Genomic DNA, 17,792 nt, shown 5'->3' with positions numbered 1-17,792 from the left:
GGTCACCAGGGTGTCGGTGCGTCCTGTCGTCGACGGGCGCGTGCCCTGTCGATTCGACGGTCGAGTTCCTCGCGCAGAATGTCGTTGGTAGCGGGCACTACTCGCGTATCGGTGCCCGGGGAGAACATGTAGCGACCGTCGTCGACGACATCGAACCAGCCGATATCCGATTCCGTCGTGAGGCGACCGTGAGCGTTCGGAGCGAGCAGTCGGATGCTGCCCGCACCGGAGCGGTCGCGGAGAAGGAGACGACGCAACGCGCGCGGTTCACTCTCACCGATCTGCTGCCTCACCGATGTGGTGGCGGTCGGTTCGGTGAGTTCGCGGATGGAGGCGGCTCGGGCCTGCTCGTGTCCTCGGGGTGCAGCAGGTATCTGCGCGACGACGGCGCGGGCGAGGATGCTCGACTGGATTGGGACGATCTGGATGTCGCCGGAGGCATACTGGCGTGCGAGAACAGCGAATGCGCCTTCTTTCCCGCCCCTGACTCGAATGTCTGCGGTCCCCGCATTTCCGTACATCTCGACGGCGAGCTCTCCGGCCTGCAGGATCCGGATCGCGTGGTCGAGACGCGGATCGGCCAGTTGTCTGCGCCACTCGTCGGCGGCGTGCCGGTCGGCGTCGTATTCGTCCTCCCACATCGACGCCGACCGGTAGCGCAGGGGGAATGGAAACTCGTCGTTTCCCGCCGCAGTCCACAGCGACAGGAAACGGTCGGGGGTCACATGCCAGGTCACAGCGGGTCGACTCCTAGGACGGGCGGGGCGGTGTCGGGGATCGACCCGATGAGTTCGTTTCCGTGATCGTTCGTGACGAGATAACTCGCGACCTGTCGTGCTTCGTCGTTGCCGCGCTGCTGGCCGCCCATCATGCCGGGCATCATTCCCATCGGGCGCATCGAGCCGGCGCGAGCGGCGGCAGTTCCCTGTTGAGATGCGGCGGGTGCTGAGGTGCCGGTCGCGCCGACGCCTCCGGCAACGCCGGGGCCGAGTGCAGAGCCGCTCCCGGCTCCGCCCACGCCGCCTCCGCTCGAGCCTGAGCCGCCACCGCCATAACCTCCGGTTCCGTACGTCCCGCTCCCGGGCATACCGGAGCTGGCAGTCGAAGAACCATACGGTTGACCTGTGGTGCTTCCGGGGAGGGTCGAAGTCGGGGCCGTCGAGGTCGGTGACGTGCGGACCGATTCCGAGTCCGGCGAACCTGCCGCCCCGGTTTCAGGAGACTGCGAGGCTCCGCTACGGGAAGAATCCGTCTCGGAACTGTCAGGTGTATTGCCGTCGGCTGCAGCCCCCGCAGATTCGGACGGTTGACCGCCCGCTACGCCGCTCCCGTTCGAGGCTGCCGCTGCGCTGTGGCCGCCACCGGATGCCGATGGGTTTCCGAAACTCGAGGGAACCGCGCTCGCGGCGCCGGCCCTGGTGGAGTCCTGGGGTGGAGGTAATACCGGAACTGCGGATCCGGAATCGCGGTAGTACGGCTTGTAGAGCGACTCCATGACGCGAATCGCCTGCTGACGCGCGGCCTCCTCCTGGCGCTCCCGGTCGGCGGCGGCGATGGGACTCACCAGGTCCATCGGCATCGGGACAGAGATCGACGGGGGAGTGACCGACGTCTTCACTCGCGCGCCCACATCCGCTGCGATCTGGAGTTTCTGCGACACCGCGAGCGACGCATCGCTCAACCGCTGGGCGGAGGTACCGAACAGTTCCGTCGACGACGACGCCGCGTTCGCAGCGTCGCCTTCCCAATGCTGGGCGATCTTGTCGCGGATCATGGCGGTGGCCACGGAGACCGTGAAGCTGAATACCGTTCCGAGCTTTTGCCATTCATTCGCCAGCGTGGTCATCGCGAGAGGACTGATCGTCTGGCTGAGCTGATAGATCGCGGCGTGATCCATGCCGTGGAAGTTCTCGAACTGCGCGATGTAATCGGGGTCGACACCGCTGTCCACTCGCCCCGCCAATTCATCGTGGCGGGCCTGTCGACGCGCGACCGACTCCGGCGGCACGGGCCCCAACAGTGGGTAGAGGAGTTCCTGGATCGGGTTGTCGGTGTCGGACATCGTCACAACTCCTGTTCGATGGTGGCGAGTTGGCGGGCCCAGTCGAATTCTGCGTCGAGGAAGGCTTCGCCGCCGGAAGCGAAGGCGTCGCGAAGATTGGTGAAGGCGACGATGAACTGGTCGACGCGCTCCCTCGCCGATTCGGGAGTGCCTGCGCCCTTGCGGGCGAAGCCTGCGGCGAGTTGTCTGGCGGACTCGAACTCGCCGAATCCCTCAGCTCGGCCGAGGTTCTTCGTAACCTCGGCTGCCTTGTCGAGTTCGGCGAGCACGGTGTCGCAGATCGCGAGGATCTCCTCGATGACATGGGGTTCGAGGCGGACGAATTCACTCACTGCGGCTTCTTCCCAGGATTGTCGTCGACGAAAGGTTCGAACAGTGCGACCGTGTCGGCCAGACCGCCGCAGCGTTCGTCGAATGTGAGCGTGCGGGTGTGATCGGCGTGGTAGAGACGGTCGAAGATGATGATGCCGAAGTCGGTCTGCAGCGTGATCGCGCATGAGTTGTCCGGTTTGGGGTCGTACTCCAGTAGCGCGCGGCGTCCGTTGACAGTTGTTTCGCTCGCGACGTCGCCTACTTTGGCGAGTTCTTCGTCGATGCTGACGTTTCCGGAGAGGATGTTGAGTCCGTAGGAACGGATTACTCCCGGAACCTTGACTGGTGCTCGGTAGGTGCAGACCATGAAGGTGTACTGCTCCATCAGATAGTCGGCTATGTCTTTTGTGCGCGGGTCGTAACCGGCGTCGACGAGGACGTCGTCGGGGATGTCGAGGCAGGGGTCGAAGGTGATGTCGGGTCGGCCGGACTCATCGGTGAGTCGTGGCGGGCGGGTGGTCGGCGTCGTCGGTGCCGGTTCCTCGGCCGCGACCGGTGTCGTATCGCTCGTGGTGGTGCAGCCGCTGAAAAGAACACCCGCGATGATGAGCGCCGCCCCCACCCTTGCGGTGTTCAGAAGACGTGGATATGTCATTGCCAAGGATCCCCCCGATCCGTTCGGTCGCGCAGATATTAACGCAGATCCGGGCACGCGTCCGAGCCAGTGCCTCCGCTGCGGAGCTTTCCTCCGCTCACATGGGTTTCCGTTGCCTCATGACCCACGGAAACCCGGACAACGCGAGGAAAGTTTCGCGCGCGGCACTGGGACTTGTATCACAATTGGCTGTTAGGTCATCCGGCAGACAATTGGGTAACCACTGATCACGGCACCGTGTGCCCCGACCCATAGAGGAAGTGCGGCTCGTGAGTACTCCCACCTCGACCGACAGCCCGGAATCCGCCGCCGAGCGGCACCTGTCTGCAGCAGTGAAGGCCGCGGCTCAGGTCGCCGACATTCCCGCGTCGGTGACGCCGCGCCCGATCAAACGTGTCGCGGTGATCGGCGCAGGCACCATGGGCTCCGGCATCGCCATGGCATTCGCCAATGGAGGTCTGTCTGTCGCGTTGATCGAGCAGAGCCCGGAGGCGCTGGACCGGGGGATCGGCACGGTTCGGAAGAACTACGAGTCGTCGGCAGCCAAAGGCAAGATCACCGCTGAACAGGCGCAGGAGCGCGCGGCGTTGATCGAACCGCACCTCGACTTCTCGGCAGCCTCCGACGCAGATCTCGTCATCGAAGCCGTGTTCGAGGACATGGGCGTCAAGAAGGACGTGTTCGGCAAGCTCGACGCACTGTGCAAGACGGGGGCGATCCTCGCGTCAAACACCTCGCGCCTCGACCTCGATGAGATCGCGCGCAGCACCTCACGCCCGCACGACGTGATCGGGTTGCATTTCTTCAGCCCGGCGCATGTCATGAAGCTCGTCGAGGTGGTGCGCGGCGAGGCGACCGCCGACGATGTCGTCGTCACGTCCATGGCGCTGGCACAGTCGATCGGCAAGGTTCCGGTGCTGGCCAAGGTCTGCGAAGGTTTCATCGGCAACCGCATGCTCACCCCGTACCGTCGTGAGGCCGACTTCCTCCTGGAAGAGGGGGCGACGCCGCAGCAGGTCGACGCTGCACTGAAGGAATTCGGGCTTGCGATGGGGCCGTTCGCCATGGCGGATCTGGCGGGCAACGATATCTCGTGGGCGGCGCGTAAGCGGCTGGCGCCGACCCGTCCGAAGGATCTTCGCTACTCGCGGGTGGCCGATACTCTCTGCGAGGCAGGACGGTTCGGCCAGAAGACCGGATCCGGTTACTACACGTACGACGAGGGAAGCCGCACCCCGGTTCCGGATCCGGCGGTGGACGAGATCATCCGCACGTGCGCGGCAGAGGACGGTATCGAACGTCGCACCATCACCGACGAGGAGATCGTCGACCGTTGCATGCTCGCACTGGTGAACGAGGGGGCGGCCCTGCTCGGTGAGGGTATCGCCCAGCGGGCGTCGGATATCGACGTCGTCTACACCAACGGGTACGGATTCCCGAAGCGCCGTGGTGGTCCGATGCACTACGCGGAAACGGTCGGACTCGACGTGGTGTTGCGGAAGATCCGGGAGTTCGAGTCCGCTCACGGTCGAGTGTGGGCCCCGGCGCCGCTGCTCGTCGAGCGCGTCGAGGGCGGGCACACCACCTTCTCCGGTTAGGCACACAACATGACTGTCGGTGTATCGAAATTTCGGTACACCGACAGTCCCGTCCGGGTAGGGCGCGGTCCGTAGACTGACAGCACGCGGGCGCCGAACGAGATTCCGGCGTCCGACTCCCGATGGGGAGGGGCAATGCGGACACGCACACGGTCGGCGATCGTCGTCGCGGTGGCACTGGTGGTGCTGCTTGCTTTCGTGCCGCCGATGGTGCGGGCCTATACGGATTGGCTGTGGTTCGGCGAGGTCGGCTACCGCGGGGTCTGGACCAGGGTGTTCATCACCCGGTGGGTGTTGTTCTTCGTCATCGGAGCGCTGGTCGGTGGTGCGGTGTTCCTCGGGATGAGGGTGGCATTCCGGGCCAGACCACTTTTCCCGTCCGCGCGCAGCGGAGACCCCCTCGAGCCGTATCGACGGGTGGTGCTGCAGCGGGGCCGTCTGTTCGGCGTAGGCATTCCGGTGATGTTCGGATTGCTTGCCGGGCTGATCGCGCAAGGGAATTGGGCGACCGTTCAGTTGTTCCTCCATGGTGGAGCATTCGATTCCGTCGATCCTGAGTTCGGGCTCGACGTCGGCTTCTTCGTATTCGACCTGCCGTTCTACCGGTGGGTGCTCAGCTGGTTGTTCGTGGCGGTGTTCTTCGCGGGAATCGCGAATGTCGCCACCAACTACCTGTTCGGCGGGATCACCGTCGGCGGCAAGATGCGAAACGTCTTCTCGTCCTCGGCGTTGATTCAGATCGCCGTCCTGGCCGGAATGTTCGTGTTGCTCAAGGCGCTCGCATACTGGCTCGACCGCTACGCGCTCGTGTCGTCGGGACATCGGGAGCCCGCTTTCACCGGCGCCGGATACACCGACATCAACGCGGTGCTTCCTGCGAAGTTCATCCTCTGCGCCATCGCGTTGCTGTGCGCGGTGGCATGTTTCGCTGTGATCCGACTCCGCGATCTGCGGATCCCGCTGCTGTCCTTGGGATTGCTGTTCCTGTCGTCGATCCTGGTCGGCGGGATCTGGCCGTTGGTGGTCGAACAACTCTCGGTTCGGCCGAACGCGGCCGTGCGCGAAGCCCCCTACATCGAACGGGGCATCGAGGCGACGCGGCAGGCATACCGGGTAGGTGACGAGACCGTCGAGTACGTCCCGTACGGGGGTATCGGCACCACGCCGCCCGAGGACACCCCCGCCGACGTCACGACCATCGCGAATATTCGCCTCCTCGACCCCGACGTCCTGTCGCGCACGTTCACGCAGCAACAGCAGCTGAAGAACTTCTACGAGTTCCCCGAGAACCTCGATCTCGACCGCTACCGGATCGACGGGGAGCTACGCGACTTCGTCGTCGGAGTACGTGAACTCTCGCCCGAGCGGCTCACCGGCAACCAGACCCACTGGGTCAACCAGCACACCGTCTACACCCACGGCAACGGGTTCGTGGCGGCACCGGCCAATCGCGTCAACGCGGCGGTGCGGGATGCGACCGATGGCGCGTCGAGCAGCGACAGCGGGTACCCGCTCTATACGGTCAGCGACATAGCGACGCACGGCACCGAGCAGTTGATCCCGGTCGAGCAACCGCGCGTGTACTTCGGCGAGGTGCTCGGACAGTCCGGGCAGGAGTATGTGATCGTGGGCGCCGCACCGGGTGAGGCGCCGCGTGAATACGACACCGACACCTCGTCGTTCACCTACGACGGTGAGGGCGGCGTCTCGATCGGGAACTGGTTCGACCGCCTTGCGTTCTCGGCTCGGTACGGAGAACGCAACATCATCTTCTCCAGTGAGATCGGTTCGGCATCGAAGATTCTCTTCCACCGCGACCCGGCGGAGCGGGTGAATATGGTGGCACCCTGGCTCGAGACGGACACGAACCCGTACCCGGCGGTGGTGAACGGCCGGATCGTGTGGATCGTCGACGGATACACCACGGTCGACGGCTATCCGTATTCGCAGCGCAGCACGCTTCCCGAGCCGGACGCGTTGCGCTCTCAGGAGATCAACTACATGCGGAATTCAGTGAAGGCCACCGTCGATGCCTACGACGGCACCGTCACGCTCTACCAGGTGGACTCCACCGATCCTGTTCTGCAGACGTGGATGCGCGTGTTCCCCGGTACCGTCCGGCCCGAGAGCGACGTGCCCGACGGACTGCGTGCCCACTTCCGGTACCCCGAAGATCTGTTCCGGGTGCAGCGGGAGATTCTGGCGCGCTATCACGTCGACGATCCTCTGGAGTTCTTCACCACCAACGCATTCTGGTCTGTGCCGAGCGACCCCACCGTCGACACGAATCCGAATCAGCCGCCGTACTACGTGCTCGTCGGTGACGAGGAGACCGCGCAGCCGTCGTTCCGGTTGGCGGGGGCGATGGTCGGATTCCATCGAGAGTTCCTGTCCGCCTACATTTCCGCGCGCTCCGACCCGGAGGGATACGGGAAGATCACGGTGCTCGAACTACCGACCGACAGTCTCACCCAGGGCCCGCAGCAAACGCAGAACTCGATGATCTCCGATACCCGCGTCGCGTCGGAGCGCACACTGCTCGAGCGGTCGAACCGCATCCACTACGGCAATCTGCTGACGCTGCCGATCGCCGACGGCGGGTTGCTCTACGTCGAACCGCTGTACACCGAGCGGATGTCCGCGGCGACCGACGGATCGACCTTCCCGCAGTTGGCCCGCGTGCTGGTGAGTTATCGCGACCCGCAGACGGGCGGGGTGCTCGTCGGTTATGCCCCGACACTGGCGGAAGCGCTCGACCAGGTGCTCGGTGGCGGTGCAGGCAGCGCAGCGACGCCGCCGGGTGGCGATGCAGCGACGCCGGCCGAGGAAGCGCCGCCGCCGGCCGAGGGGCCCGCACCCGCCGTGAATCCGGACGCCGCGGCTGCCGCACAGGACCTTCAGGTGGCACTCGAGGAGCTGAGGGCTGCGCAACGCGAGGGCGATTTCCGCACATTGGGCGCCGCACTCGACCGGCTACAGGGGGCGGTCGACGCCTACGTCGCCGCGACTGGAGGTCAGTGAACCGCCCCGACCAGACGCAACGCGAGATCGGCGTAGAGGGCGCTGATCGTCTCCGGATCGCTGTATCGACCGGACGGGTACCAGCGGCAGATGTCGACGCACAGCGACATGAGTGCGAGGGTGACGCCTTCGGCGTCGGGCACCGTGAATTCGCCCGACGCGATACCGAGGTCGACGACGTCGCGAACCACCTTGGTGGTCTCTCGGCGTAGTCCCTTGATGACGCGGTAGTGGTCGGGTTCGAGCGCGGTCAGCTCGTACTGGATGACGCGCGCGCGGCGATGGTTCTGGGCCTGCCACTGCGCGAAGAGCCGGATGATCGAGGTGAGGCGCGTAGTTGCGTCGGCATCGAGTGGATCGGCGTCGCGCACGACCCGCAGTGCGAAGTCGTGGCCCTCGTACGCGATGGCGTAGAGGAGCTCTTCCTTGGATTTGTAGTGCGGGTACATCGCGGCCGGACTCAGGTCGAGGCGCGCGGCGATCTGCCGGGTGGTGGTGCTGCCGTAGCCGTTCTCCGCGAACGCTTCGATCGCGGCCTCCCGCATGCGCGCGGCGGCCTTGGAGCTGCTGATCACGGTGTTCTCGGGTGCGCTCACGGAGTCCTTCCTCGGTCTGGTTGACAAGCAAACCACAGAGCCGTTTAATAAGCGAACGCTTAGAATCTAAGCGATTGCTTATCTAAGAGGAGCAGTTGAATGCGACGCACCCTGTACGGCCCCGACCACGAAGCGTTCCGCGAGTCCGTCCGCGAGTTCGTGAATCGGTTCGTACTTTCCCGTGCCGAAGAGCTCATCGAGCGACACGAGATCCCGCGCGACATCTGGATCGAGGCAGGTAAGGCCGGAATCCTCGGGCTCGAGATCCCCGAGCGTTTCGGCGGCAGCGAGGCAGGCGACTACCGCTTCAACGCGGTCGTCGCCGAAGAGATGGCCCGCGCGAACATGGCGCTGTCGTCGTCGATCGGCATCCACTCCGACATCACCGTCCCGTACATCGTGCATCTCGGTAACGACGAGCAGCGCGAACGCTGGCTCCCCAAGTGTGCGACGGGTGAGCTCATCTGCGCCATCGCGATGACCGAACCGTCCGGCGGATCCGACCTCGCGAACCTCAAGACCACCGCGGTGCGCGACGGCGACGACTGGATCCTCAACGGTGCCAAGACGTTCATCACCAACGGCTACAACTGCGACCTCGTGGTCGTGGCGGCCCGAACCGACCCGAGCAAGGGCGCGAAGGGCATCTCGCTGTTCGTCGTCGAGCGCGGCATGAAGGGCTTCGAGAACGGCCGCAAGCTCGACAAGGTGGGCCAGCCCGAAGCCGACACCGCCGAGCTGTTCTTCGAGAACGTGCGCGTCCCGCACGCCAACCTCCTCGGCGATGAGGGAATGGGCTTCATCTCGATGATGAAGCTGCTGCCGCAGGAACGCCTCGGCTCGGCGGTCAACAACGTGCACCACGCCAAGCAGATCCTGCTCGAGACCATCGAGTACGCGAAGGAGCGTAAGGCGTTCGGCAAGGCCATCGGCACCATGCAGTACAACAAGTTCCTGCTCGCCGAACTCGTCACGAAGATCGAGGTCGCGGAGGCGTACGTCGATCAGGCCGTGGAGGCCCACGCAGACGGCGAGCTGACCGCGGTGGATGCCGCGAAGGCGAAGTGGTGGAGCGCACAATCCCAGTCAGAGGTATTGGACGCGTGCGTGCAGATCCACGGCGGCTACGGTTTCATGAACGAATATCGTGTGGCCCGCGCCTGGAAGGACGCTCGCGTGACGAAGATCTGGGCGGGAACCAACGAGATCATGAAGGAACTGATCGGCCGCGACCTGGGCCTCTAGCCCGGTATCGACAACCAACGAGGAGCATGTCATGCCCGAAGCTGTGATCGTGTCCGCCGTCCGCTCGCCCATCGGGCGCGCCATGAAGGGCTCGCTCAAGACCGTCCGCCCCGACGATCTGGCGACGCAGATGGTGGCCGCCGCGCTGGCGAAGGTCCCCGAGCTCGACCCCACCGAGATCGACGACCTCATGCTCGGCTGCGGTCAGCCTGCCGGCCAGTCGGGCTTCAACATCGCCCGCGTCGTCGCCGTGCAGCTGGGCTACGACTACCTGCCCGGCGTGACCGTCAACCGGTACTGCTCCTCGTCGCTGCAGACCACTCGCATGGCGCTGCACGCGATCAAGGCCGGCGAGGGTGACGTGTTCATCTCCGCGGGCGTCGAGTCCGTATCGAGCTTCGTCACCGGCAACGCCGACGGCCTGCCCGACACGAAGAACCCGCTCTTCGACGACGCACAGGCGCGCAGCGCCAAGCTCGCCGAGGGCGGCACCGCCTGGACCGACCCCCGCGCCGAGGGTCTGCTTCCCGACGTGTACCTCGGGATGGGCCAGACCGCCGAGAACGTCGCCTCGTTCACCGGCATCTCCCGTGAAGACCAGGACCGCTGGGGTGTCCGCTCGCACAACCGCGCCGAGGAAGCCATCAAGTCGGGCTTCTTCGAGCGGGAGATCACCCCGGTCACGCTCGCCGACGGCACCGTCGTGTCCACCGATGACGGCCCGCGTCCCGGCACCACGTACGAGGCCGTCAGCCAGCTCAAGCCGGTGTTCCGTCCCGACGGCACTATCACCGCAGGCAACGCGTGCCCCCTCAACGACGGAGCCGCCGCGCTGGTGATCATGTCCGACACCAAGGCCAAGGCACTCGGTCTGACGCCGCTCGCGCGCATCGTGTCGACCGGCGTGTCGGGTCTGTCGCCCGAGATCATGGGCCTCGGCCCGATCGAGGCGACCAAGAAGGCGCTGGGCAAGGCGGGGATGGGTATCTCCGATATCGACCTGTTCGAGATCAACGAGGCGTTCGCCGTGCAGGTGATCGGCTCCGCTCGCGAACTGGGCATCGACGAGGACAAGCTCAACGTCTCCGGCGGCGCGATCGCACTCGGCCACCCGTTCGGCATGACGGGAGCGCGGATCACGAATACGCTTCTGAACAACCTCCGGACCCATGACAAGCAGTTCGGTGTCGAGACGATGTGTGTCGGCGGCGGCCAGGGCATGGCAATGGTGCTCGAGCGCCTGAACTGATCCGAGCCATAGGTTCGGGCTAAGTCACCGTTAGGCCGCATGTCTGAAAAGGCATGCGGCCTAACGTGTTTCATGGGCATTTTGCTTTGTAATTGAACCGTACATGAGCTATACAGTGTGTAGCCCCGCCATAAGAGGAGATCGCTGCATGTCCGTACTCGACAGGTTCCGCCTCGACGACCGCGTCGCGATCGTCACGGGCGCCTCGTCCGGGCTCGGTGTCGCGTTTGCGCAGGCCCTCGCGGAAGCGGGCGCCGACGTGGTGCTCGCGGCCCGCCGCGTCGACCGACTCGAACAGACCGCAGAACTCGTCCGCGCGGCGGGACGACGGGCCGTCACCGTCGAAACCGACATCGCGGATCCCGATCAAGCGCAGCACATGGTCGATGTGGCAGTCGAACAACTCGGCAAGGTCGACATCCTCATCAACAATGCCGGGATCGGCACCGCGGTGCCTGCCACCAAGGAGACCCCCGATGAGTTCCGGCGGGTCATCGACATCAACCTGAACGGGTCATACTGGGCGGCGCAGGCCGCCGGTCGGGTGATGCAGCCCGGTAGCTCGATCCTCAACATCTCGTCGGTCCTCGGCCTGACCACCGCGCGTCTGCCGCAGGCCGCGTACGCGGCGAGCAAGGCCGCGATCATCGGGCTCACCCGCGACCTCGCTCAGCAGTGGGGCGCACGCAAGGGTATTCGCGTCAATGCGATCGCGCCGGGGTTCTTCGAGACCGAGATGACCGATGACTACCTGCCCGGTTATCTCGACAGCATGAAACCGCGCATCGTCCTGGGTCGCACCGGCGACCCGGCAGAAATTGCCGCCACCGCAGTGTGGTTGGTATCCGAGGCGGCCGGGTATGTCACCGGCCAGACCATCGCGGTCGACGGTGGCCTCACCATCAACTGACCGCACCACTTCACGGAGGTTCGTAGTGAGCTCAACAGTCCGCACCGCCATCGTCACCGGAGCCGCACGCGGTATCGGTGCCGCCGTCGCCCAGCGTCTGGCCGCAGACGGCATGCAGGTCGCCGTCCTCGACCTCGACGCCGCAGCGTGCGCCGACACCGTCTCCGCCATCGAGGCAGCGGGCGGCAAGGCACTTGCCGTCGGCGCGAACGTCGCCGACGAGGCCTCCGTGGCCGCCGCTGTGGAGAAGGTCGCCGAGGAACTGGGCGACCCCACGGTGCTGATCAACAACGCGGGCATCACGCGCGACAACCTGCTGTTCAAGATGACCGTCGAAGACTGGGACGCCGTGATGAGCGTGCACCTGCGCGGCGCATTCCTCATGGCGCGGGCGACTCAGAAGTACATGGTGGACAACAAGTTCGGCCGCATCGTCAACCTGTCGAGCACCTCGGCGCAGGGTAACCGCGGCCAGGTCAACTACTCCGCGGCCAAGGCGGGCATGCAGGGCTTCACCAAGACCCTCGCCGTCGAACTGGGCAAGTTCGGTGTCACCGCCAACGCGATCGCTCCGGGCTTCATCGCGACCGAGATGACTGCCGCGACCGCGGAGCGCGTCGGCGCGTCGTTCGAGGATTACAAGGCCGCTGCCGCCTCGCAGATCCCCGTCGCGCGGGTCGGCGAGCCCGACGACATCGCCCACACCGCATCGTTCCTCGCCTCCGAGGGCGCGGGCTTCGTCTCCGGCCAGGTCATCTACGTTGCCGGTGGTCCGAAGGACTGAGCTGGTTCGACCCGCAGCGCCGCGGTTCCCGAATGGGGACCGCGGCGCTGTCGTATTGGGTGCCCCGGTGAGCATTCGATGACGAATGGTGGAAAGCAAGGACGGTCCTGTCCGGCCGATCTACTATTCGACACGACCCGATGGGGGTCATTCACGAGGGGGGTTCCGACGATGAGTGCTCCAACGATCCATGTTCGCAAGGACGTCTGGAAGCTGGATGCTTCCGATCGGACTCTGCAGTGGTACGCGAAGGCCGTCGAGGTGATGCAGGCGCGTCCGGCGACCGACCCGACCAGCTGGGCGTATCAAGCAGCGATCCACGGCACCGATGCCGACCGCCCGCCGTCGCTGTCCAACAGCTGTATGCACGGCACCTGGTACTTCCTGAGTTGGCACCGCATGTACGTGTATCGGTTCGAGCAGATTGCGCGTGCCGCCGTCGTCGAAGCGGGTGGACCGCAGGAGTGGGCACTGCCGTACTGGAACTACGGGATCGAAGGCGAATCAGCCACACTTCATCCCGCGTTCCGACAGCCGACGGTCGATGGTCGGCCGAATCCGCTGTATGTGGCGCGGCGAAACCCACCCGTCAACGACGGGGTCGAGCTGCCGTCACAGATCACTTCGGCCGAGCAGGCGCTCGCGCGCCAGTTCTTTACCGGAAGTACCGAGTTCGGCGGCGGGATAACGGATGCCGACGGACGATTCTTCGCCGAGACGGGGCAGCTGGAAGCGACGCCGCACAACGTCATCCACGTCGCGGTCGGCGGGCGATCCGGTTGGATGTCCAACCCGGAGACCGCAGCGCTCGATCCCATCTTCTGGCTCCACCACGCGAACATCGACCGACTGTGGGCCCTGTGGGATTCGAACGGTCACAAGGCGCCGGAAGACCTGAGATGGATCGACCAGCAATTCGAGTTGTTCGACGTTGACGGCAACACTGTGACACAGCGGTGCGGCGATGTGACCGACACCGTCGAGCAGCTCGGCTACGGATACGATGGCCTCCCCAGCAGGCAACCGGAGCGACGAGCGGAGGCGCAGGTGTCCGAAGGGGGCGAACCCGAATTCGTCGGGGCCAGCGAGAGCGCGGTCGTTCTGACCGGCCGGGCAACCGAACCTGTCGTCGTGGACGTCGATCAGCGTGCGCAACAATCCTTCCGGCGCGCCACCGGTGAGACGTCTCCCCGGATTCAGTTGAGTGTGGAAAATATCGAGGGAGAGCAGAATCCCGGCACGATCTACGCGATCTACGTACACCTCCCGGAGGATCCGAGCGACGAGCACTACGTCGGCAACCTGTCGTTCTTCGGGATCGAACGCGCTATGCATCCTCGGGGCGACGAACCCGGACACGGCATGCGGGTGGCTGTGGACATCACCGATGTGGCACGCCGAATGGGAGTGGGGTCGTCGGAAGAAGCTGCTCGATTCGCCGTGACCTTCCGGCCGATCGAAGTCGGTTCTGCAGGCGATACCGGCTCGGCGAGAAGGGAAGCGCTCCCGGAAGTCACAATCGGCCGGATCAGCATCTCCTACACGGCATGAGCTTCGCGGCGGTCGCGTGGCCTGTCCCTCGGGCGTGGGCGAGTCGTCAGAAGAATCCGATCACGCTGCCGGCGGCGGTGGTCGTGGGCGCAGCATGGATCGGCCTCGCGCTGTTCGGACACGAGCTGCACCAGGGCTTGTCGGACGAGCATCACGGGCCGGCTTCGTTCGTGAGTCCCGTTGTGAGAGCGGCGGCGTGGGCGCTCATGATCGTAGCGATGATGGGGCCTGTCGTGCTGTCCGCGGTCACGTTCCTCCGCGCCAATACCCTGTCCTGGAGACGGGGTCGCGCAACTGTCCAGTTTCTTCTCGTCTACGTGTTGATGTGGATGACCGTTGCTGTGCCTGCGTGGATGCTCGAGGCAGAGGTGAACCGGGTCGATTCCCCGTATCGCCCCGTCGTCGCTGCCGGGGCGCTGCTGGTGGCAGCAGGGTGGCAGACGACCGGCCTCAAACACCTCGCGCTCGACGACTGCCACCGGCCGCACACGCTGCCACCGCGAGGGTGGCGTGCGATGAAGGGCGTCGGCAGTTTTGCTGTCCGCCATGCCTGGGCCTGTATCCGGACGTGCGCGCCGCTCATGCTGGCGGTGGCGGTGGCCGCCGCGAGCATCCCCGCCGCGCACCTCCCCATCATGGCAGCTGCGGCGGGCGGCATGGTCTTCGAACGTCGTTCGCGTCATCCTCGGAAAGCTGCGCGGATGGTCGCGATCGCCCTCGTCATCACCGCAACCGCATGCCTTCTGTTGGCAGGTGGTTCGGACTGACATCGGGCGCGAGGACATCGCTCATATCGTCCTCGCGCCATTCGGAGATCAGACGGTGGAAGGCGACCGGGCCCGGCGCGAATCAGCATTTCGAAATTCAATTCTCATGCGAGCAGATTTTCCGCCAGATCTCGGCGGCTGCGGTCTGCGCGGACGACATCATTCGTCTGTCGCGTACGCGGTCGGCCGGACCGAATACCGACAGAGCTGCGGCATCGGTCCCGCCGATCTGCCCGATGGGAACGGCGACGCAACTGAAGCCCTTCAAGCACCGCTCCGGGTCGTAGGCCAGTCGCAATTCCCGGACGCGTGCGATCTCGGGCGACTCCGCGTCGGGAGGGTCGCCGATGGCCAGGAGCGCCTTGCCGATCGTCGACGACATGACGGGAAGCCGGTCGCCGACCCGCGACCGCACCAGCGGGGCCGACTCGCCGCCGATCTTCGCGAGATAGACGGCCTCGGATCCGTCGCGAACGCCGAGATGGACGACGCATCCGGTCAGCTTATGCAGTCGTCGCAAGCTGGGCAGGGCAGCGCGGCGCAGGGCATTCTGCTGCGCAGCCGCCGCGCCCAGCTCGATCATCCGCATGCCCAGTTGGTAGTCCATGCCCTCGCGATACACCCAACGGAGCGCGACGAGCTGCTCCAGCGCGCGGTGCACCGAGGTGCGGGGGAGCCCGGTGGCGGTGACGATCTGCGACAGGTTCAGCCGGTCGGCGCCCTCGAATACGTCGAGAATCACCGCCGCACGCTGCAACGTTCCGGTCGGTCCCTCCATCCGGTCTCCTTCCTTCGCCGCTGCACATGGGTAACACGTGACTGTGTGCGTCGAGGCAATTCTTCCGCTTACCGGAATCGGTGCTGTCGTCCTGGACGTGAAGTGCTGTGTACTGCGTCCATGCCGAATCCCTCCTGTATGACTCCCGGCGCGATGTTGGCAGGTCGTCGCGCTGTGGTGACCGGCGGCGCCGCGGGGATCGGCGCTGCGATTGCGAAGTCGTTCGCAGCCCACGGTGCCGATGTGCTCGTCGCGGATATCGATCCGATCGGCGCGCTCGAGTTCGACCCGGCTGCCGGTGGGGCGGTCAGTTCTGTCGAATGGGATGTGCGTGCAGAGTCGGTCCCGGCAGCGCTCGTCGAACACCGGCCGGACGTACTGGTCAACAACGTCGGCCACTATCTGCAGCCGCCGCACGCCTTTGCCACCAATTCGCCGAATCTGTGGGGAGACCTACATGAGATCAACTTCGCGCACGTCCTGCGTCTGACGCAGGCGTTGCTGCCGGGCATGACCGAACGTGGTCGCGGCTCGATCATCAACCTGACCACCGTCGAATCTCATCGGGCGATCCCCGGTCACACCGTGTACTCCGCATACAAGGCGGCCTTGACGCAGTTCACCCGATCGCTGGCCGCGGAGGTCGGGCCTGCCGGTATTCGGGTCAACGCGGTCGCTCCCGACCTCATCGAGACGGTGCAGGTGCCCTACGCGGCGCTCGTGCCCGACGAGGATCTGCCGCTGTGGCCGCACTGGTCGCCGCTCGGCGGTCCCGGGCAACCCGAGGACGTCGCGGGGGTTGCGTTGTTCCTCGCCTCCGACCTGTCCAGGTTCGTCACCGGAGGCACCATCCACGTCGACGGTGGCACGCATTCGTCCGGCGGATGGGTACCCCGTCATTCCGGTGGTTGGACGAACCGACCGCGCAATCCCTGATCCGCACAATTGGAAGAGGTATCTCCATGAAGATTCTGGTTATCGGCGGCACCGGCATGATCGGTGCGCACGCTGCCCTCCACCTGCGCGACCACGGCGACGACGTGACCGTGGCGGGTCGCGGCCCGATCGCCGACGATTCGCTCGTGGCCGGTTTCCCGCTCCTTACCGGTGATTACACGGTGCCGACCTTCACCCGCGAACAACTGTCGGGATTCGACGCCGTGGTGTTCGCTGCCGGTCAGGACCCGCGACACAAGCCGCGCGAGGACGACGACGAGCTGAAGTTCTGGGAGACCACACAAAGTGTGGGTGTGCCACGCTTCGCCCAACTCGCCAAGGACGCGGGCGTCGGGCGGTTCGTGCAGGTCGGAAGCTACTACCACCAGGTCCGCCCGGACATCGCCGAGACCAACCCGTACGTCGCGGCCCGCAAGGCGGCCGACGAGGGTGCCCGCGCGCTCGCCGACGAGTCGTTCAACGTCTGCACGCTCAATCCGCCGTCGATCCTCGGTGTCGTGCCGGGGACCTCCACCCGCCGCTACCGGAAGATGGTCTCGTGGGCCGCGGGCAACGAGCCGCAGATCCCCGATTTCGCTCCTCCCGGCGGCACCAACTACCTGTCGGCGCGTTCGCTCGCGCAGGCCATCCGAGGCGCGGTGCACCACGGCGAGTCGGGGAAGGCCTACCTGATCGGCGACGAGAACCTCACGTACCAGCGGTTCTTTCAGATCATGGTCGACGCCGCCGGCGGGAACCGCGAGATCGCGGTGAAAGACGAGTCGCACCCGCTACTTTCGGATGCCGCGATCGTCCAGGGACGCGGCAACACACTGGCATACGAGCCGGATGCCGACGAGGCGCGGCTGCTGGGTTACGACCGCAACGACTGCACGCGAGCGGTCGAAGCGATGGTCGAGGCTGTCGTCGCGGCGACTTCGCGCAGCTGACCACGATCCGATAGCCGGTTTACATGCCCGGGTAGGTCAGCTTTCCTACGGACCTACCCGGACGCAATCGGGAAGGCCCTGTCAGCGCGGCGCGGTGCGGTGTGCGGTCCGTGCGGCATCGACCAATGCTTCCGCTGCTCGAGCTGCGCGTTTGGCATCGTCACTGCTGGCAGGTGAGTGGGTATAGCCGGCCTTCGTTTTCAATGAGAGCAGTAGGCGTAAATGCTTCTCCAAAGACTTGTCAGCGGACCCGAGAAGCGCTGCGGCTTCGGTGTGATTGTCGGACCTGACTTGGCTCACTTCAGACCGCAAATCTTGATCGCAGTGCTGTGACCAGGCCCTTCTTGTTCATGAACGACCGATTTCACGCACTAACCG

The 17,792-nt window shown here is 65.4% G+C and carries 16 protein-coding genes; 10 read left to right on the top strand and 6 right to left on the bottom strand.

The window, feature by feature from the left end; all coding sequences use genetic code 11:
* Positions 1–2: 2 nt before the first annotated feature.
* The 4 genes from ACFWB0_RS11430 to ACFWB0_RS11415 are packed head-to-tail and all read right to left on the bottom strand — an operon-like array spanning position 3 to position 3,029.
* On the bottom strand, positions 3–737 hold the full coding sequence (locus tag ACFWB0_RS11430; RefSeq protein ID WP_378490555.1) for an ESX secretion-associated protein EspG: 735 nt from the start codon (positions 735–737) through the stop codon (positions 3–5).
* Entirely contained in the window at positions 734–2,062 is a 1,329-nt protein-coding gene (locus ACFWB0_RS11425) for a hypothetical protein (RefSeq protein WP_378490554.1), read from the bottom strand. Before ACFWB0_RS11425 ends, ACFWB0_RS11430 begins: the two co-directional genes overlap by 4 nt.
* Before the next feature lie 2 nt (positions 2,063–2,064).
* The gene (locus ACFWB0_RS11420) at positions 2,065–2,394 is read right to left on the bottom strand and encodes a hypothetical protein (protein WP_378490553.1); all 330 of its coding nucleotides are present in this window, start codon (positions 2,392–2,394) and stop codon (positions 2,065–2,067) included.
* Positions 2,391–3,029: a DUF3558 domain-containing protein gene (locus ACFWB0_RS11415; RefSeq protein ID WP_378490552.1), complete on the bottom strand. Its 639-nt coding sequence runs from the start codon at positions 3,027–3,029 to the stop codon at positions 2,391–2,393. Before ACFWB0_RS11415 ends, ACFWB0_RS11420 begins: the two co-directional genes overlap by 4 nt.
* 269 nt (positions 3,030–3,298) lie before the next feature.
* On the opposite strand from ACFWB0_RS11415, the gene ACFWB0_RS11410 reads away from it, so the two are divergent.
* Positions 3,299–4,627, top strand: coding sequence for a 3-hydroxyacyl-CoA dehydrogenase NAD-binding domain-containing protein (locus ACFWB0_RS11410; RefSeq protein WP_378490551.1), 1,329 nt, complete (start codon positions 3,299–3,301; stop codon positions 4,625–4,627).
* A 135-nt stretch (positions 4,628–4,762) separates the two neighbouring features.
* Positions 4,763–7,648 (top strand): UPF0182 family protein, encoded by a 2,886-nt coding sequence (locus tag ACFWB0_RS11405; protein ID WP_378490550.1) that lies wholly within the window; start codon positions 4,763–4,765, stop codon positions 7,646–7,648.
* On the opposite strand, the gene ACFWB0_RS11400 is transcribed toward ACFWB0_RS11405, so the two are convergent.
* On the bottom strand, positions 7,642–8,193 hold the full coding sequence (locus ACFWB0_RS11400; RefSeq protein ID WP_378490629.1) for a TetR/AcrR family transcriptional regulator: 552 nt from the start codon (positions 8,191–8,193) through the stop codon (positions 7,642–7,644). The two genes, ACFWB0_RS11405 and ACFWB0_RS11400, sit on opposite strands and share 7 nt — an antisense overlap.
* Positions 8,194–8,343: 150 nt before the next feature.
* Between ACFWB0_RS11400 and ACFWB0_RS11395 the strand changes: the two genes are divergently transcribed.
* The 6 genes from ACFWB0_RS11395 to ACFWB0_RS11370 all read left to right on the top strand — a co-directional run bounded on the left by ACFWB0_RS11395 (position 8,344) and on the right by ACFWB0_RS11370 (position 14,750).
* Positions 8,344–9,489, top strand: coding sequence for an acyl-CoA dehydrogenase family protein (locus ACFWB0_RS11395; protein ID WP_378490549.1), 1,146 nt, complete (start codon positions 8,344–8,346; stop codon positions 9,487–9,489).
* Between the two features lie 31 nt (positions 9,490–9,520).
* Positions 9,521–10,738 (top strand): acetyl-CoA C-acetyltransferase, encoded by a 1,218-nt coding sequence (locus ACFWB0_RS11390; RefSeq protein WP_378490548.1) that lies wholly within the window; start codon positions 9,521–9,523, stop codon positions 10,736–10,738.
* 148 nt (positions 10,739–10,886) lie between these two features.
* Positions 10,887–11,648, top strand: a complete 762-nt coding sequence (locus ACFWB0_RS11385; protein ID WP_378490547.1) for an SDR family NAD(P)-dependent oxidoreductase — start codon at positions 10,887–10,889, stop codon at positions 11,646–11,648.
* Positions 11,649–11,673: 25 nt separating this feature from the next.
* Positions 11,674–12,432, top strand: a complete 759-nt coding sequence (gene fabG, locus ACFWB0_RS11380; protein WP_378490546.1) for a 3-oxoacyl-ACP reductase FabG — start codon at positions 11,674–11,676, stop codon at positions 12,430–12,432.
* Between the two features lie 171 nt (positions 12,433–12,603).
* Positions 12,604–13,983, top strand: a complete 1,380-nt coding sequence (locus ACFWB0_RS11375; RefSeq protein WP_378490545.1) for a tyrosinase family protein — start codon at positions 12,604–12,606, stop codon at positions 13,981–13,983.
* Positions 13,980–14,750: a DUF2182 domain-containing protein gene (locus tag ACFWB0_RS11370; protein WP_378490544.1), complete on the top strand. Its 771-nt coding sequence runs from the start codon at positions 13,980–13,982 to the stop codon at positions 14,748–14,750. Before ACFWB0_RS11375 ends, ACFWB0_RS11370 begins: the two co-directional genes overlap by 4 nt.
* Before the next feature lie 97 nt (positions 14,751–14,847).
* Here the strand turns inward: ACFWB0_RS11370 and ACFWB0_RS11365 are convergent, their stop codons facing one another.
* Complete coding sequence (locus ACFWB0_RS11365) at positions 14,848–15,528, bottom strand: IclR family transcriptional regulator (RefSeq protein WP_378490543.1); 681 nt, start codon at positions 15,526–15,528, stop codon at positions 14,848–14,850.
* Positions 15,529–15,648: 120 nt separating this feature from the next.
* Here ACFWB0_RS11365 and ACFWB0_RS11360 point away from each other — a divergent pair, with 120 nt between their 5' ends.
* Together ACFWB0_RS11360 and ACFWB0_RS11355 are read left to right on the top strand one after the other, a co-directional pair.
* Positions 15,649–16,464: an SDR family NAD(P)-dependent oxidoreductase gene (locus ACFWB0_RS11360; RefSeq protein ID WP_378490542.1), complete on the top strand. Its 816-nt coding sequence runs from the start codon at positions 15,649–15,651 to the stop codon at positions 16,462–16,464.
* Positions 16,465–16,490: 26 nt separating this feature from the next.
* Positions 16,491–17,414: an NAD-dependent epimerase/dehydratase family protein gene (locus ACFWB0_RS11355; RefSeq protein ID WP_378490541.1), complete on the top strand. Its 924-nt coding sequence runs from the start codon at positions 16,491–16,493 to the stop codon at positions 17,412–17,414.
* Positions 17,415–17,792: the final 378 nt, after the last annotated feature.

It is taken from the genome of Rhodococcus sp. NPDC060086 (assembly GCF_042730275.1).
Lineage (GTDB): Bacteria > Actinomycetota > Actinomycetes > Mycobacteriales > Mycobacteriaceae > Rhodococcus.
This window is presented reverse-complemented; position numbering and strand designations above follow the sequence as displayed.

Coding starts and splice junctions, on each gene's coding strand:
- ACFWB0_RS11425 (WP_378490554.1), bottom strand. CDS start 2,062: ATGTCCGACACCGACAACCCGATCCAGGAACTCCTCTACCCACTGTTG.
- ACFWB0_RS11415 (WP_378490552.1), bottom strand. CDS start 3,029: ATGACATATCCACGTCTTCTGAACACCGCAAGGGTGGGGGCGGCGCTC.
- ACFWB0_RS11405 (WP_378490550.1), top strand. CDS start 4,763: ATGCGGACACGCACACGGTCGGCGATCGTCGTCGCGGTGGCACTGGTG.
- ACFWB0_RS11400 (WP_378490629.1), bottom strand. CDS start 8,193: ATGCGGGAGGCCGCGATCGAAGCGTTCGCGGAGAACGGCTACGGCAGC.
- ACFWB0_RS11395 (WP_378490549.1), top strand. CDS start 8,344: ATGCGACGCACCCTGTACGGCCCCGACCACGAAGCGTTCCGCGAGTCC.
- ACFWB0_RS11390 (WP_378490548.1), top strand. CDS start 9,521: ATGCCCGAAGCTGTGATCGTGTCCGCCGTCCGCTCGCCCATCGGGCGC.
- ACFWB0_RS11385 (WP_378490547.1), top strand. CDS start 10,887: ATGTCCGTACTCGACAGGTTCCGCCTCGACGACCGCGTCGCGATCGTC.
- ACFWB0_RS11375 (WP_378490545.1), top strand. CDS start 12,604: ATGAGTGCTCCAACGATCCATGTTCGCAAGGACGTCTGGAAGCTGGAT.
- ACFWB0_RS11370 (WP_378490544.1), top strand. CDS start 13,980: ATGAGCTTCGCGGCGGTCGCGTGGCCTGTCCCTCGGGCGTGGGCGAGT.
- ACFWB0_RS11365 (WP_378490543.1), bottom strand. CDS start 15,528: ATGGAGGGACCGACCGGAACGTTGCAGCGTGCGGCGGTGATTCTCGAC.
- ACFWB0_RS11360 (WP_378490542.1), top strand. CDS start 15,649: ATGCCGAATCCCTCCTGTATGACTCCCGGCGCGATGTTGGCAGGTCGT.
- ACFWB0_RS11355 (WP_378490541.1), top strand. CDS start 16,491: ATGAAGATTCTGGTTATCGGCGGCACCGGCATGATCGGTGCGCACGCT.